This is a genomic window from Mycobacterium sp. OAE908 (genome assembly GCF_017872775.1).
GTDB lineage: Bacteria > Actinomycetota > Actinomycetes > Mycobacteriales > Mycobacteriaceae > Mycobacterium.
The window spans coordinates 2,544,347-2,559,210 of record NZ_JAGGJL010000001.1; the positions used below are offsets into that span (position 1 = coordinate 2,544,347).

Sequence of the window (14,864 nt, forward strand, 5' to 3'; positions counted from 1 at the left end):
CGCATGCTGAAGACCGTCGCTGCTGCTGCCTTCTTCGCCGTTCCCGTCGTCGCCTTGAGCGCGTGCAGCGCGCCCGAGCAGCCGGCGACCTCACCCGGCACCACGCCGTCGGTCTGGACCGGCTCGCCGGCACCGTCGGCGTCGGCCAGTGAGACCCACGGTTCAACCGGCGAAAGCCCCGCTCCCAGCGGTGAGAAACTCACGGCCCAGCTGAAGTCCCCCGACGGCGCCACGGTCGCCACTGCCGACATCGAATTCGCAGGCGGCTTCGCCACCGTCACGGTCGAGACGACGACACCAGGCAAGCTGACGCCGGGATTCCACGGCCTGCACATCCACTCCGTGGGCAAGTGCGAGGCCAGCTCCGTCGCACCGACCGGCGGCGCGCCCGGCGACTTCAATTCCGCCGGTGGGCATTTCCAGAAGGCGGGCCACACCGGCCATCCCGCGAGCGGAGATCTCGCGTCGCTTCAGGTTCGGCAGGACGGCACCGCGAAGCTGGTGACGACGACGGATGCGTTCACCGCAGAAGATCTGCTCGGCGGCGCCAAGACCGCGATCATCATTCACGAGAAGGCGGACAACTTCGCCAACATCCCGCCTGAGCGCTACCAGCAGGTGAACGGCGCGCCCCCGCCGGACGAGACCACCATGGCAACCGGCGACGCCGGAAAGCGCGTGGCGTGCGGTGTCATCGGCACCGGTTAGCCACCCCGGCCACATAGATTTCGCCGGCTCACCCCGGCCGACGCTCGGCGTCGAGTGGGAGTTCGCGCTCGTCGACGCAGACACCCGCGACGTCAGCAACGAGGCCGCGGAGGTGATCGTCGAACTCGGCGAGAACAACCCGCACGTCCACAAGGAACTGCTGCGCAACACCGTCGAGATCGTCACCGGCATTTGTGATTCCGTACCGGAGGCGATGGACGATCTGCGGTCGACGCTGACGGCTGCCCGCAAGATCGTCCGAGCCCGCGGCATGGAACTGTTCTGCGCAGGTACGCATCCGTTCGCGAAGTGGTCACCTGGCAGCCTCACCGACGCGCCGCGGTACGCCGAGCTGATCAAGCGCACGCAATGGTGGGGACGCCAGATGTTGATCTGGGGTGTGCATGTGCACGTGGGAATCTCGTCGGCGCACAAGGTGATGGCGATCAATACGTCGTTGCTCAACCACTATCCACATCTGTTGGCGCTTTCGGCGTCGTCGCCCTACTGGGATAGTGAGGACACGGGCTACGCGTCCAACCGCGCGATGATGTTCCAGCAGCTGCCGACGGCCGGGCTGCCGTTCCACTTCCAGACCTGGGCGGAGTGGGAAGGCTTCGTGTACGACCAGAAGAAGACCGGCATCATCGACCACATGAACGAAATCCGGTGGGACATCCGGCCTTCGCCGCATAAGGGGACGGTCGAGGTGCGGATCTTCGACGGGGTTTCCAACATTCGCGAGCTGAGCGCGCTTGTCGCGCTGACTCATTGCCTCATCGTCGACCTCGACCACCGCCTGGATGCCGGTGAGCGACTACCGACCATGCCGCCCTGGCATGTGCAGGAGAACAAGTGGCGGGCGGCACGCTATGGCCTCGACGCCGTCATCATCCAGGACGCCGAGAGCAATGAGCGGCTGGTGACCGAGGACCTCGACGAGTTGCTGAACAAGCTCGAGCCCGTTGCAAAATCGCTGAACTGTGCCGACGAACTGGCCGCGGTGTCCGACATCTATCGGTCGGGCGGTTCCTACCAACGCCAGCGCAGGGTCGCCGAGGAGCACGACGGCGATCTGCGCGCGGTGGTCGACTCGCTGGTTGCGGAGCTGGACATCTAGGAGTGCTCGTCACGCCGATGTTCCCGCTCGAGGTGGCTATGCTGCCCGGCGAGGAACTGCCGCTGCGCATCTTCGAACCCCGTTACACCGCAATGGTTTCCGACTGCCTGGCCGCCGAGGATCCGGCGTTCGGCGTGGTGCTGATCTCGGCAGGCCGCGAGGTCGGCGGCGGCGATGCCCGCAGCGACGTCGGAGCGATGGCCCACATCACCGAGTGCGCCGACTTCGGTGACGGACGCTACCGGCTGCGTTGCGTGATGGCCGAGCGCATCCGAGTGCTCGAATGGCGTCCCGACGACCCCTACCCGAGGGCGGCCGTCGAGATGTGGCCCGACCAGCCCGGCGCGGCGGTCGACGCCGACGCGATTCGCGACATCGAGGATCGGATGATCGCGTTGTTCGAGCGCATCGCCAAGGCCCGCGGTGCCGAGGTGGATCCGAGGGACATCGTGGCCGGCGCGGACGACTCCGGTGATGCGGCAATGTGGTTGTACGCGTTGGCCTCCCGCCTCCCGATGGGGCAGGCCGACCGCTACGCGGTGCTGTCGGCGCCTACTGTCGCAGACCGGGTCACGGCGCTTCGCGACGCCGTCGAGACCGTCACCGCGATGGTCGAATTCCAGCTGTCGGAGTGAGAACGGTCGGCCCTAGCAGAACCGGTGGCCCTCGATGAACACGGAGCGAGGGATGGTCGCCTCGTCTCGGTCTGGGCCGCATCGGTTGTATCGGGTCATCAGTTCGCGGGCCTCGATCGCGGATACCTGCCAGCCGTGGCCGGTCAGCCAGTCGGCCACGTCGGTGCGGTCCTCGAGATACCACAAGTCCTCGGTGTCAGGGGCGTTCGCGTCGGGATCCTCTCCGGCCTTTTCACGCAGGCGACGGATCTGCTCGCGACGACTGGCCAGGTAGTCCTTGTCGAAGAAACCCTTGCCGAACGATTCGACCGCGACACGACTGCCGGCGGCGCTGAGTTCCTCGATCCGCTCGAAGAGCAGGTCCTGTGCGGCGGCGGGCAGATACGGCAGCAGCCCTTCTGCCGCCCACGCCGTCGGCCGGGTCGTATCGAATCCAGCGTCGCGCAACGCTTTCGGCCAATCCTGTCTCAGGTCGACCGGGACCGCGATGTAGCGGGACACACTCGGTTTGGCGTCGTGGCGGGCAAGTGTTTCCGCCTTGAACTCGAGCACCTTGGGTTGGTCGATCTCGTAGAGCTCGGTGCCGTCGACCCACGGCAGCCGCCAGCCGCGTGCGTCGAGGCCGGCGGCGAGGATGACGGCCTGGTCGATCCCGTTGGCGCCTGCGGCGATGAAGAACTCGTCGAACCACTTGGTGCGCGACGCCGCGTAGCTGCTGATGGACCGTATCCGCTCCACCATGTACGGCGGCGGTTGCTGCCACCCCCGTTCGGTGGCGGCGTCGAGAAACAACTGCGCGAACGGGTCGCTGAACAATGGACAACCGGTCGCCGACTCATCGGCGCGTGCCATCGCCACCCCGAGCGCGGTCTGCCCCACACCCTCGGTGACATCCCAGCTGTCATCGTCAGTTCTCACCATTGCCGCCGGATTCCCTGTTTTCGACGAACTCATGCATTTCGTCCCTCGTCAACAAGTCATCGCGAATGTTCTGTTCGCGGTATGCCAGCTGGCCGACGCGGTTCGCGACCACGGGAGCGGTGATCAACGTGAACAGTCCGGTGAGGATGACCATGCCGACGTCCGCGTGGCCGCGCAGCCGGATCGCCGCGCCGGCCAGCACCAGCAACAGCCCGAGCACCTGCGGCTTGGTGGCCGCGTGCATCCGGGTCAGTGTGTCGGGGAAACGGACCACGCCGATCGCCGCGGTCAGCGCGAGCGTCGAACCGCCGAGCACAAGCACGCCCGCGGCAACGTCGAACATTCTCATCGCGACCTCCGTGCGGAGCGCGGTTTGTCGATGTCGGGCACGCGGAATCGTGCGACGCTGACGGAGCCGACGAAGCTGATCAACGCCAGTGCGGTGAGGCCGTAGGTCACCGTGGTGTCGAGGCTGAACGCGGCCCACGTGCCGATCGCGCACATCGTGACCGCGACAAGGGCGTCAAGTGCGACCAGTCGGTCCAGTGTGCTCGGACCGGCGAGCAACCGGAACATGGTGAGGATGGCGGCGGCCGTGAGCATGACCGTCGCGATGATCCAAACGACTGTCATGTAGGCTCCCTCTCCGCCGATGGCCGCCAATGCTTTTCGCGCTCAAAGGAAGCCACCAGCCGCCGCTCGATCTGTCTGATCTGCCGGTAGAACCTGTTGACCGCACGTTCGGATCCGACGTCGATGACGTGGATGTAGAGCATCCGGCGAACCTGGTCGATCTCGAGCACGATGGTGCCCGGTGTCAGGTTGATGATGTTGACCGCCAGCGCCAGGACCAGATCCGACTTGATGGCCATGTGTGCGCGCAGTACCGCGGACAGCGGCGGTGGGCCCGGCTTGACCGCGAGCATCGCCAACTGCCACGACGACTGCAACAGATACCAACCCACCAAGCCGATCAGGCCCAGCAGCGAGATCGGGTGCACCCGTCCCTCGATCGGCACGGTCGGCAGCGGCAGCAGCAACGTGATGATCAGCGCGATCGCGAGGCCGGACAGAACGTTGGCTGCAGAAGTGGTACCCCACAACAGAATCCACACCAGGATCAGCCAGACCAGCACCCATGCCCGCAGCGCGACCCGCCTCAACGTGGGCCTCCCAGCACGGCGCTGATGTACTGCTGGCGGTCGAGGACTTCGTCCGCGGCACGACCGCTGTACGAGAAGATCGGGCCTGCGAGCACCGTCAGCGTCAGGCCAACAGTGATCAGCGCGCCGGTGGGCAGCAGCATTCCGACCGGAATGCGGCCCACGTGGTCGCGGTCGACGAACTGAATGTCCTCGGGTTCGTCGAGCAGAACCGAAGGCGCTGCGGCCGACAGGTGGCCTTCGGGCGCATCCTCACGCGAACGCCAGAACGCCTTGGTCCACACCCGCGTCACCACATACAGCGTCAGCAGGCTGGTGAGCACCCCGCCGCCGACGAGCAGCCACGCCAGCACAGAACCGCTCTGCGCGCCGGCCTCGAGCAATGCCACCTTGCCGATGAATCCGGAAAACGGGGGAATACCACCGAGATTGAGGGCGGGCACGACAAACAGGAACGCAAGCAGCGGGCTGACGGCGGCCAGACCACCAAGCCGCTGCAGCGTCGACGCACCCGCTTGCCGCTCGATCAATCCGACGACGAGAAACAGAGTCGTCTGCACCACGATGTGATGCGCGACGTAGTAGATCGCGCCCGACATGCCGAGCTGGCTCGACAGCGCGATGCCGAACACCATGTAGCCGATGTGGCTCACCAGTGTGAACGACAGCAGACGTTTGATGTCGCTCTGTGCGATCGCGCCCAGGATGCCGATCAACATGGTCAGCAGCGCCGCCACCAACAACAGCGGATCCAGCCCGCCAGTTGGGAACAGCAGCGAGTGCGCCCGGATGATCGCGTACACACCGACTTTGGTCAACAGCCCGGCGAACACCGCGGTGACCGGTGCGGGCGCGGTGGGATACGAGTCCGGCAACCAGGTCGACAGCGGAAACACCGCAGCCTTGATGCCGAAGGCGACCAGCAGCACCGCGAACAACGCGGTGCGGGTGCCCGCTGACACGCTGTCGAGCCGCACGGCCACCTCGGCCATGTTCAACGTCCCGGTGGCGGCATAGACCAATGCGATGCCGAACAGAAACACCAGCGACGACACCATCGAGACCATGACGTAGGCGATGCCCGCGCGGACGCGATCCTTGCTGGCGCCGATCGTCAACAGCACGAAGCTCGCGGAGAGCAGCACCTCGAACCCGACAAAGAGATTGAACAGGTCACCGGCCAGGAATGCCGTGCACACGCCCGCTGACAACACCAGATAGGTGGGCAGGAATATCGAAACCGGTTGCCGTTCGTCGCCGTCGCGGATGCCCTGCCCGATCGCGTAGAACACCACGCACAGCAACACAATTGACGACACGACGAGCGTCAGTGCCGACAGCCGATCGACTACCAAGGTGATGCCGAGCGGGCCGACGCCTGCCGAGGTCGGCCCCCACCCGCCGACATGCAAAGCCAGCGTCCCGTCGCGGTCGGTGAAGTAGAGCAGCGCAGCGCACACCGCGACCACCACGCACAGCGCGGCGAGCGTGATGACTCGCTGCAGCCTTGGTCTGCGGCCTGCGAACAACGTCAGCGCGGCGCCGACCATCGGGATCAGCACCGGCAGCGGCGTCAGCACCATCGCCATGCTCATCGCGAGCCCTCCAACCCCGGCAGTGCGTCGAGTTCGTCCGGCGCGTCGGTGTCTTTCGCCTTGTCGGGCTCGGGGCGGTCGTCTTCCAGTGGGACACCGTCACGTTCGGCGAGCTGGGAGACCCTGGTGTCCTCGGGATCGTTGCTGACTTCTTCGGCGGTGTTCAATCGATACGATCGATACGTCAGCGCCAGTACGAACGCCGCGATGCCCATGCTGATGACGATCGCAGTCAGGATCATGCCCTGCGCCAACGGATCTGCGGTGGTGGCGTCGCCGTTGCTGGTGCGGCCGCGGATCGGCGGATTGCCCGACGGGCTGCCGACGGTCAGGATCAGCAGATTGATCGCATTGCCGATCAGCAACAGCCCCAGCAACATTCGGGTCAGATTGCGCTCCAGCAGCAGGTACACCCCTGCGGAGATGAGCCCACCGATGAGCAAAAGCGGAACCAGCAAAGTGGTCATGCGACCACCTTCTGTCGTTGTTCACCGAGTTCCACGTCGACTCGTGCGCCGAGGCTACGCAGCACATCGAGCACCAGGCCGACGACGATCAGGTACACGCCGAGGTCGAAGAACAACGCAGTGACGAACTTGACCGTGCCGAGCACCGGCACGTCGACCTGGATCAGCGCCGACGACAGCACGGGCGCGCCGACCAGTAGGGAGGCCACCGCAGTGCCTGCCGACAAACCGAGGCCGACGCCCAGGATCTTTCCCGCGTCCAACGGCAGCGTCTCGCCGAGTTCGTAACGGCCGCCTGCCAAATACCGCAACACGAGCGCCAGCCCGGCGGTCAGTCCGCCTGCGAAGCCACCGCCTGGCGTGTTGTGCCCTGCGAAGAAGAAGTACGCCGACAACACCATGATGAGCGGGAAGATCATTCGGGTTGCGACCTCGAGCACCAGCGACCGGTGCCGCGGATCGCGCAATTCGCTGCCGCGCAGCCAGGTGACGTCACCCGCGGCGGGGCTGATCGCGACGTCGGAAAGCCTGCTGATGTCGGTCTCGCCGGCGTCGGCGACGCGAGGTGCGGCACCAAAACGCCTGTGCCGGAATACTAGTGATGCCACGCCCGTCGCAGCGACAAGCAGCACTGAGATCTCACCGAGTGTGTCCCAGGCCCGGATGTCGACCAGGAGCACGTTGACGGTGTTGGCGCCGTGCCCTCGGAGATACGCCGCGTCGGGCAGCAATGCAGCGATCGGGGTGCCGGTGCGCGCGGCCATTGCGTACACCGCCAACGTCGTGACGGTCGCGCCGACGGCGAGTGCGAGGACGGCGCGCGGTAGCCGAAATCGCTTGATGTTCTCGCGGTCGGCCTCGGCGGGCAGTGTGCGCAGCACAAGCACGAAGATCACCAAAGTCAGTGTCTCGACCAGGAATTGGGTCAGCGCCAGGTCCGGTGCGCCGTAGAACGCGAAGATCGCGCCGCAGCCGTAACCGGTGACACCGACCAGCAGGACGGCCGCGAGTCGGTTTCGCATCACCGTGGCGCCGAGTGCAGCGGCCAGCATCAGCACTCCGACCACCACCTGTAGCGGCGAGTCCCACAGCGCGAAGGACGGCCGGTCGCGGGCGCCGAGCGCCAGAACAATAACGGGCACCAGCACCAGCGTTGACAGGATCACCGACTGCGTGGCCGGGATCGACCCGCGTTGCGTGAATCCGGTGAGGCGCACGGACATCAGGTCGAGACCGCGCAGAGCAGCGTCATAGATGCGGTCGGCGTTGCCGAGCGGTTCGCGGACGGTGCGCCACCGCCGCAATCGCGCCCGACCGAAGTAGGCGGCTGTGCCGATAGCCAAGACCAACGCCGACAACAGCAGCGGCAAACCGAAGCCATGCCACAGCGCCAGGTGGTATTCGTGCCCGCCGGGCACCGTCTCGGCGTAGCCGTCGATCGCGTCGTCCAAGCCGGCAGGCCACACCCCGAACACCAGCCCCGCGACAGCCAGGATGCCGGGTGCGAGCAGGAAAGTGGTTGGCGGGCGGTGCATTTCGGCTACCCGTCGGCTCGGTTCAGGCAATCCCTTGCGGCTGAACGCTCCCCACAGGAACCGCAGACTGTAGATGGTGGTGAACACGGAACCGAGCACGATGCCTGCGAGCACGTACGGCGCGGCGGCGCCGAGTGTCGGTGCGTGCGCGACGGTTTCGAAGTCGGCCTCCTTGGCGACGAAGCCGAGGAACGGCGGTAGCGCGGCCATGCTCGCGGTCGCGCCGACGGCGATGACCAGCAGGGGCCGGCTGCGCTGCCCGAGCCACGCGAGCCTGCGGATGTCGCGGGTGCCGGTGGCGTGGTCGATGACGCCGACGACCATGAACAACGACGCCTTGAACATCGCATGCGCGCACAGCATCGCCAGACCGGCCAGCATCAGGTCGCTACCGCCCGCGCCGACCATCATGGTGATGAACCCGAGCTGGCTGACGGTGCCGAACGCGAGGATCAGCTTCAGGTCGTGTTCGCGTACCGCGCGCCAGCCGGCCAGCAGCATGGTGAGTACGCCGAGGATCACCACCGTCGGCCGCCACGGCGGCGAGTCGGCGAAGCCCGGGCTCATCCGCGCGACGAGATACACGCCGGCCTTGACCATCGCAGCGGCGTGCAGGTACGCGCTGACCGGCGTGGGGGCGGCCATCGCACCAGGCAGCCAGAAGTGCATCGGCACGATCGCCGATTTGGACAGCGCACCGACGAGCACCAGCACGATCCCGATCGAGGCCGCCAGGCCCGTCGGCGGCGAGGCGATCAATTCGGACAATAGGTAGGTGCCGGATGCATTGCCGAGCACGACGATGCCGACCAGCATGGCCAGCCCGCCGAACGTCGTCACCAACAACGCCTGCGTGGCGGCTCGACGGCTGGTGGCCCGTTCGGCGTAATGGCCGACGAGCAGGAACGACAGCACCGTGGTGAGCTCCCAGAACACGTAGAGCAACAGCATGTTGTCGCTACAGACCAAACCGAACATCGCGCCGGAGAACGCGACCAACTCGGCGGCGAAACTTGGCAGCCGCTTCTCGGTGTGGCCGTCGTGGTGATGGAAATAGTCGGTGCAGTAGAAGAGGACCAACGCGCCGATGCCGAGGACAAGCACGCTCATGATGGCCGAGAGCGCATCGAATCGGAGTGTGATGTTCATCGACAGCTCGGGCAGCCATTCGATGTCGACTGTCGTCGGCCCTCGATGGCCCGGCCAGTTCGTCGCGACCCAGGCCAGCGAGCCCAGCGGCACCAGGGACAGGGGATAGAACGCCATCCGGCCCCAGCGCGCGACGAGCAGGGGAGCCAGAGCCGTTGCGACGGCGTGGGCAAGCAGGACGGCGAGCAGGGCACTCCGATCGTTTTGGGGTCGGGGTGTCAGCCGGGTTAATGGCTTTGGTTCAACGCCAGTCTACGTGGGCGGATACAGCTACCGGATGCCGGCGAACTCGCCGTGGCGTTGCGAGTCGAACGGGGATGGTGTGGGAGGCCAGGCCGATGCCTGCTCCGACGATCGGCCAGATCGGCCAGAAGTACCACTCGTCGGCGGTGAGGCCGACCGCCAGCCACACCGTCAGCACGATGGCGGCCATCGCGAGGTATGCACCGAGGTGGATGCGGACCCCGAGCCATGCTGCGCGGCGGCGGGCCGCGAGGCGCTGCGGGTCGTTGCGACGAAGTTGAGCCAGAGGCAGGTCGGCGACGAGTTGGCGCAGCTCGCCGGTGGTTTGGGCGGCGAAGGTGGCCTGCAGCCGGCTTTCGTATTCGTCGAAGACGAGGTAGCCCTGTGACAGTGCCTGGCCGAGCTGGGTGGCGGTGCGCTCACGGTCGCGGTCGCCGGCTCGAACGGGCGTGAGGGCCGGTGCGGTCATGGGGACCTCCGATCTTGGCAGTGACAAGTTCTGGGTTTGACTATGCGCTTGCAACTAGTCACTGTCAAGATGTTGTTGAATCGGATCGTGACTACCAAGGTCGTCAGCGCGAGCCGGGTGATCGCGGCCCCAGCGGACAAGATCTTCGAACTGATCGCCGATCCATCGCAGCAGCCGCGATGGGATGGCAATGACAACCTCGCCGAAGCGCCCGTCGGTCAACGTGTGCGGACAGTGGGCGACGTGTTCACGATGACGCTGACGATGGGCAGCGATCGGACGAATCACGTCGTCGAATTCGAGGAGGGCCGGCTCATCGCATGGCGGCCCTCGGAACCGGGCAAGCTGCCGCCGGGTCACTTGTGGCGATGGGAGCTCGAACCCGTCGACGACTCACGCACGCGGGTCACCCACACCTACGACTGGTCGGCGCTGACCGACGAGAAGCGACTGCCGCGCGCGCGTGACACCACCGCAGACAAACTGCTGGCATCGATCGAGCGACTCGCCGCGCTAGCGGAACGCGCGTAGCACATCCGCGACAAAGCCAGCCTTGGCATTGGTGTATGCCTCGCGATCGTCGCGAAACTCGTTCGCCAAGTTGCGTTTCAACGCCTCGTAACGGTCGCGAAGCGAGCCGTCGGCGCGCAGTGCATCGCGAAACGCACGAAGTTCTGCCACGCGCGGATGGTCGTGCTGGATGAGATAAAGGTGATGGGTGCGAGCCTCGGGTTGCGGTCGTAGGAACCAAGATCGCCACGACCCGTTCGGATCGGAGGGCCAGTGACGCCACCCATCCTCTTCGAGCAGTGGCACCGCCGCCTGCGCATCCATCAGCGAGGTGATCGGAGCAAGGATGTCGACGATCGGTTTGGACGCCAGACCCGGCACTGCGGTCGAACCCACGTGCTCGACCGGTTCAGCGAGCCACTCACTCAGCCTAGGAGTCGCGCCACGGTGCTACGCGCGATTTCTGCAGCAGGGCTGTTGAATGTCGCCGCTACGCCATAAACCACAGCCCTGGTGTCGAACTCGGCGATGGAACACGTAAGTGGCATGGCGGCCTCAACTCAGCGTGCCGCCGAGAATGCCCGCAGCGACTCCACTTGCGCGGGGTCCAGCGACGGCCGGACGTTTTCGCGAGCCTTCGCGACGTCGGCGGCTGTTACGTCGGCCGCGTCGATCGAGCGCCGCATCGCTGTCAGCGCCGCCTCACGCAACAGAGCCACGCAGTCCGCTGCGCTGTAGCCGTCCAGCTCACCGGCCAGCGCGTTCAGGTCGACGTCAGCTGACAGCGGGATGGATTTGCCTGCGGTGCGCAGGATTTCGCGACGGCCAGCTGCATCGGGCGGCTCGACGAACACCAGCTTCTCCAGCCGGCCCGGCCGCAGCAGCGCGGGGTCGATCAGCTCCGGGCGGTTCGTCGCGCCGAGCACCACCACATCGCGCAGCGGCTCGATGCCGTCGAGTTCGGTCAACAGCGCTGCGACTACGCGGTCCGTGACCCCGGAGTCGAAGCTCTGCCCGCGCCGCGGCACGAGCGCGTCGATCTCGTCGAGAAAAATCAGCGATGGCGCCGAATCGCGGGCACGCTGAAACAGTTCGCGCACCGCCTTTTCCGACGAGCCGACCCACTTGTCCATCAGTTCGGCACCCTTGACCGCGTGTACCGACAGCCGCCCCGAACTGGCCAGCGCACGCACCACGAACGTCTTGCCGCAGCCGGGTGGGCCGTAGAGCAGAACTCCCCGCGGCGGTGCAACGCCGAGGCGCTGGAAGGTGTCCGGATGTTGCAGAGGCCACAACACCGTCTCAGTCAACGCCTGCTTGGTCTCTGCCATATCGCCGACGTCGTCGAGCGTCACCGATCCGACCGAAACCTCTTCGGTCGCCGAACGTGACAGCGGTCGGATGACGGTCGTCGCGCCGATGAGATCGTCCTGCGTCAACACTGGCGGCTTACCGTCGGCGCTGGCTCGCGACGCGGCCCGCAGCGCGGCCTCCCGCACCAGCGCTGAGAGGTCAGCGACGACGAAACCCGGTGTGCGATCGGCAATTTCGTCGAGACTGAGGTCGGCGGCAGGCACGTCGCGCAACAGCACCTCGAGCAGCTGCTTGCGGACCGCGCCGTCGGGCAGGCTGAGCCCGAGTTCACGGTCGCACAGGTCGGGCGCCCGCAACCGCGGATCGATTCCGTCGGGCCGCTGCGTTGTTGCGATGAACGCGACGCCCCGGGTGGCCACCGCATTGCGGAGTTCGGTAAGGATCAGCGTTGCAACGGGTTCCGCAGTAGCCGGCAGCAGCGCGTCGATGTCCGTGATGAGCAGCACGCCACCACCGTCGCGCACAGTGGCCACGGCGGACGACACGCTCTGCAGTCGGTCTTCAGCACGCAGCGAGCCCACCTCGGGGCCGTCGAGCTCGACCAGTCGCCGATCGGCGCACACCGCCCGCACCAAGGCGGCCTTGCCGACGCCGGCCGGCCCGGACACCAGCACGCCGAGATTCGATGTGGCGCCCAGAGTTTCGAGCAGCTCGGGCTGGTCGAGCGCAAGCTTGAGCCATTCGGTGAGCCGCGAAGCCTGGGCGTGCGAACCCTTCAGGTCGTCGATGTTGACCGTCGCCGCCTTCTTCGGGGTGGACACCGTGTGCTGGCCTGCCGTTGCGGGCGCAACCGGCGCAACCCCGTCACCCCAACTCACCACCGAGTTCGGTTGCACGCTAACGGGTCCAGCCGGATCGACACCGGTGACCGTCAACAACTCCGACGTCCAGGTGATGCCTACCGACGATGCCAGCGCCGCGGTGGCGGCCGACGTCGGAATGTCGGGGCCGAGATCGCGCGGCAACAGCGACACCGTGTCGCCGACAGTCATCACCTTGCCAAGTAGAGCCTGACGCAGCGTCGCCGACGAAATCGACTGGGTGGCAAGTTTGGAGCCGGCCACCGTCACCGATCGTGCGCCGTAGACGGTGACCGCCGAGACGATCACCGTGGTGTCCTCGCGCAGACCGGCGTTGGACAGCGTCACATCGTCCAGCAGCGCAGTGCCGGCAGGCGTCCCGCCCGGCGCCAGCCCTGCGACCGCGGCGGTGGTTCGCGAACCCGTCAGGGATACCGCATCCCACTCGCGAATGCCAAGGGCTGCAATGGCTTCCGGGTGCAACCGAACGACGCCTCTGCGTGCGTCGAGCGCCGACGTGTTCAGTCGCGCGGTGAGACGCAGATGGCTCAGCGGAGGATCCTCCGCGGCTTCGATCTGCGTCATGTCAGCGACCGGGCCTGCGCAGTCCAAGTCGCAGATTGGACCGGCGGCGCTGGGGCTGCGACGCACGTCGGATCGCCCGGCGCGCAGCGCGTTGCTGCCGGGGTTTGTCGTCCCATACCTCCGGATGTTCGGCAAGGAAGCGTCGAGTCCGGATCGCGAACGGGATGTGGATGACGTAGGCCGCGATGATCGCCAGGATTGTCAGATAGCCGTAGAAGATTGACGCCGCCACCAGGACGGCCACCCCGAGCAGCAGCAGCGGAACCATGTTGGGCGACACCGAGAACGTGTGGATCTTGCGCATGGGCAGGGTGCTGACGACCAGCAGCGAGACGCCGATCATCCAGATGATGACCGCCGCCTCCGAGGTCCACCAGCCCTCGCCGAACTGCATCTTGGCGGCCAGCGGCCCGATTGCGCCGATCGCTCCTGCCGGGGCAGGCATGCCGACGAAGTACTCCTTCTCGTAGGCAGGCTTGTCGACGTCGAGCATCGCGTTGAAGCGCGCCAGCCGCAACACGATGCACACGGAGTAGACCAGCACCACGATCCAGCCGACCCGCGAGTGCGAGAGCAAGGTGCCGTAGACGATAAACGCCGGTGCCACACCGAAATTCACCGCATCGGCCAGCGAGTCGATCTCCTCGCCCATCCGCGACGTGACCTTCAGGATCCTGGCGATGCGCCCGTCGAGCGCGTCGAGGATCGCGGCCACCGCCAGAAACGCCATCGCCTCGGTGGGCCGGTTGTCCAGTGCCATCTTCACCGACGTCAAGCCAAGGCAGATGGCTGCCACCGTCATTGCGCTTGGCAGAATGCGCAGGCTTACGACGGGCGCCTTGATGCGCGGTCTCACGGCAGCTCGGCCAATACGGTTTCGCCGGCCAGCGCCCGCTGCCCGGTAGACACCAGGATGTTGGAGCCTGCGGGCAGGTAGGTGTCCAGCCGGGACCCGTAGCGGATCAGGCCGTAGGTGTCGCCGATGGTCAGCTTGTCGCCGACCTTCGCCTCACACACGATGCGCCGCGCCACCAGGCCCGCGATCTGCACGGCGATCACTTCGGCGCCTTCGGCCGTGCGGATCAGCACGCTGTTGCGCTCGTTGTCCTCGCTGGCTGCCTCGAGTTCAGCCGAACCGAACGCCCCCGGCCGGTGCACGACCGAGACCACCTCGCCGCTGATCGGCGCCCGCTGCACGTGGGCGTCGAAGATCGACAGGAAGATGCTGATGCGCGGCAACGGCGTTGCGGGCAGGCCGAGTTCGGCAGGCGGCAGCGCCTCCTCGATCAGACAGATCAGCCCGTCCGCGGGCGCGACGATGAGTCCCGGCCGGGTGGGTGGCACCCGCGGCGGATGCCGGAAGAACGCTGCATTCGCGGCCGCCGAGGCGAGACCGGCTCTGCGCAGCCATGGGCGCTTGCGTCCCAGCGCGGCGAGCGCCAGGCTGGCGCCAACGAAGGGCAGCCCTGCAGCGTGCATCGGCGGAATGGTGGTGCGCACCAGCGCCGCGAGCCGCTCGGGGCCGGATTTGAGGTCGGGGCGTCTGGCCATCGTGCAGCGATTCTACGGGCGGCCCCTTTCGCCGAGAGG

16 protein-coding genes are annotated in these 14,864 nt (G+C 66.5%); 4 read left to right on the forward strand and 12 right to left on the reverse strand.

What is annotated here, in order from left to right; translation table 11 throughout:
• Nucleotides 1–3: 3 nt before the first annotated feature.
• Genes J3E61_RS12430 through J3E61_RS12440 form a run of 3 tightly spaced genes read left to right on the forward strand, consistent with a single transcriptional unit; the run spans nucleotide 4 to nucleotide 2,463 of the window.
• Nucleotides 4–708 carry a superoxide dismutase family protein gene (locus J3E61_RS12430; RefSeq protein WP_210083752.1) on the forward strand — a complete coding sequence of 235 codons (705 nt, stop codon included), beginning with the start codon at nucleotides 4–6 and terminating at the stop codon, nucleotides 706–708.
• Nucleotides 709–721: 13 nt separating this feature from the next.
• Nucleotides 722–1,828: a glutamate--cysteine ligase gene (locus tag J3E61_RS12435; protein WP_210085527.1), complete on the forward strand. Its 1,107-nt coding sequence runs from the start codon at nucleotides 722–724 to the stop codon at nucleotides 1,826–1,828.
• A gap of 2 nt (nucleotides 1,829–1,830) precedes the next feature.
• Nucleotides 1,831–2,463: an LON peptidase substrate-binding domain-containing protein gene (locus J3E61_RS12440; RefSeq protein ID WP_210083753.1), complete on the forward strand. Its 633-nt coding sequence runs from the start codon at nucleotides 1,831–1,833 to the stop codon at nucleotides 2,461–2,463.
• A gap of 12 nt (nucleotides 2,464–2,475) precedes the next feature.
• On the opposite strand, the gene J3E61_RS12445 is transcribed toward J3E61_RS12440, so the two are convergent.
• From J3E61_RS12445 to J3E61_RS12480, 8 genes are read right to left on the reverse strand one after another with little or no spacing between them, the layout of a single operon-like run.
• The gene (locus J3E61_RS12445; RefSeq protein WP_210083754.1) at nucleotides 2,476–3,384 is read right to left on the reverse strand and encodes an SAM-dependent methyltransferase; all 909 of its coding nucleotides are present in this window, start codon (nucleotides 3,382–3,384) and stop codon (nucleotides 2,476–2,478) included.
• The gene (locus J3E61_RS12450; protein WP_210083755.1) at nucleotides 3,371–3,733 is read right to left on the reverse strand and encodes a monovalent cation/H(+) antiporter subunit G; all 363 of its coding nucleotides are present in this window, start codon (nucleotides 3,731–3,733) and stop codon (nucleotides 3,371–3,373) included. Before J3E61_RS12450 ends, J3E61_RS12445 begins: the two co-directional genes overlap by 14 nt.
• Nucleotides 3,730–4,017: a cation:proton antiporter gene (locus J3E61_RS12455; protein WP_210083756.1), complete on the reverse strand. Its 288-nt coding sequence runs from the start codon at nucleotides 4,015–4,017 to the stop codon at nucleotides 3,730–3,732. Before J3E61_RS12455 ends, J3E61_RS12450 begins: the two co-directional genes overlap by 4 nt.
• Complete coding sequence (locus tag J3E61_RS12460; RefSeq protein WP_210083757.1) at nucleotides 4,014–4,547, reverse strand: Na+/H+ antiporter subunit E; 534 nt, start codon at nucleotides 4,545–4,547, stop codon at nucleotides 4,014–4,016. The genes J3E61_RS12455 and J3E61_RS12460 overlap by 4 nt, the downstream gene beginning before the upstream one ends.
• Nucleotides 4,544–6,142, reverse strand: coding sequence for a Na+/H+ antiporter subunit D (locus J3E61_RS12465; protein WP_210083758.1), 1,599 nt, complete (start codon nucleotides 6,140–6,142; stop codon nucleotides 4,544–4,546). The genes J3E61_RS12460 and J3E61_RS12465 overlap by 4 nt, the downstream gene beginning before the upstream one ends.
• Entirely contained in the window at nucleotides 6,139–6,609 is a 471-nt protein-coding gene (locus tag J3E61_RS12470; protein WP_210083759.1) for a Na(+)/H(+) antiporter subunit C, read from the reverse strand. The genes J3E61_RS12465 and J3E61_RS12470 overlap by 4 nt, the downstream gene beginning before the upstream one ends.
• Entirely contained in the window at nucleotides 6,606–9,482 is a 2,877-nt protein-coding gene (locus J3E61_RS12475) for a Na+/H+ antiporter subunit A (RefSeq protein WP_210085528.1), read from the reverse strand. The genes J3E61_RS12470 and J3E61_RS12475 overlap by 4 nt, the downstream gene beginning before the upstream one ends.
• Before the next feature lie 52 nt (nucleotides 9,483–9,534).
• Nucleotides 9,535–10,005, reverse strand: a complete 471-nt coding sequence (locus J3E61_RS12480) for a DUF1707 domain-containing protein (protein ID WP_210083760.1) — start codon at nucleotides 10,003–10,005, stop codon at nucleotides 9,535–9,537.
• Between the two features lie 42 nt (nucleotides 10,006–10,047).
• Here J3E61_RS12480 and J3E61_RS12485 point away from each other — a divergent pair, with 42 nt between their 5' ends.
• Entirely contained in the window at nucleotides 10,048–10,536 is a 489-nt protein-coding gene (locus J3E61_RS12485) for an SRPBCC family protein (RefSeq protein WP_210083761.1), read from the forward strand.
• Here J3E61_RS12485 and J3E61_RS12490 read toward each other — a convergent pair.
• The 4 genes from J3E61_RS12490 to J3E61_RS12505 form a co-directional block, all read right to left on the reverse strand.
• Nucleotides 10,519–10,944 (reverse strand): GrpB family protein, encoded by a 426-nt coding sequence (locus J3E61_RS12490; RefSeq protein ID WP_210085529.1) that lies wholly within the window; start codon nucleotides 10,942–10,944, stop codon nucleotides 10,519–10,521. The two genes, J3E61_RS12485 and J3E61_RS12490, sit on opposite strands and share 18 nt — an antisense overlap.
• 131 nt (nucleotides 10,945–11,075) lie before the next feature.
• Entirely contained in the window at nucleotides 11,076–13,274 is a 2,199-nt protein-coding gene (locus tag J3E61_RS12495) for an AAA family ATPase (RefSeq protein WP_210083762.1), read from the reverse strand.
• A 1-nt stretch (nucleotide 13,275) separates the two neighbouring features.
• Complete coding sequence (pssA, locus tag J3E61_RS12500) at nucleotides 13,276–14,130, reverse strand: CDP-diacylglycerol--serine O-phosphatidyltransferase (protein ID WP_192725582.1); 855 nt, start codon at nucleotides 14,128–14,130, stop codon at nucleotides 13,276–13,278.
• Nucleotides 14,127–14,825, reverse strand: coding sequence for a phosphatidylserine decarboxylase (locus J3E61_RS12505; protein WP_192725581.1), 699 nt, complete (start codon nucleotides 14,823–14,825; stop codon nucleotides 14,127–14,129). The genes pssA and J3E61_RS12505 overlap by 4 nt, the downstream gene beginning before the upstream one ends.
• Nucleotides 14,826–14,864 lie beyond the last annotated feature (39 nt).

Excerpts from the sequence above, each read along its gene's own strand:
- J3E61_RS12430 (WP_210083752.1), top strand. The coding sequence starts at position 4 with ATGCTGAAGACCGTCGCTGCTGCTGCCTTCTTCGCCGTTCCCGTCGTC.
- J3E61_RS12450 (WP_210083755.1), bottom strand. The coding sequence starts at position 3,733 with ATGAGAATGTTCGACGTTGCCGCGGGCGTGCTTGTGCTCGGCGGTTCG.
- J3E61_RS12485 (WP_210083761.1), top strand. The coding sequence starts at position 10,048 with ATGCGCTTGCAACTAGTCACTGTCAAGATGTTGTTGAATCGGATCGTG.
- J3E61_RS12505 (WP_192725581.1), bottom strand. The coding sequence starts at position 14,825 with ATGGCCAGACGCCCCGACCTCAAATCCGGCCCCGAGCGGCTCGCGGCG.
- J3E61_RS12455 (WP_210083756.1), bottom strand. The coding sequence starts at position 4,017 with ATGACAGTCGTTTGGATCATCGCGACGGTCATGCTCACGGCCGCCGCC.
- J3E61_RS12495 (WP_210083762.1), bottom strand. The coding sequence starts at position 13,274 with ATGACGCAGATCGAAGCCGCGGAGGATCCTCCGCTGAGCCATCTGCGT.
- J3E61_RS12465 (WP_210083758.1), bottom strand. The coding sequence starts at position 6,142 with ATGAGCATGGCGATGGTGCTGACGCCGCTGCCGGTGCTGATCCCGATG.
- J3E61_RS12480 (WP_210083760.1), bottom strand. The coding sequence starts at position 10,005 with ATGACCGCACCGGCCCTCACGCCCGTTCGAGCCGGCGACCGCGACCGT.
- J3E61_RS12470 (WP_210083759.1), bottom strand. The coding sequence starts at position 6,609 with ATGACCACTTTGCTGGTTCCGCTTTTGCTCATCGGTGGGCTCATCTCC.
- J3E61_RS12445 (WP_210083754.1), bottom strand. The coding sequence starts at position 3,384 with ATGGTGAGAACTGACGATGACAGCTGGGATGTCACCGAGGGTGTGGGG.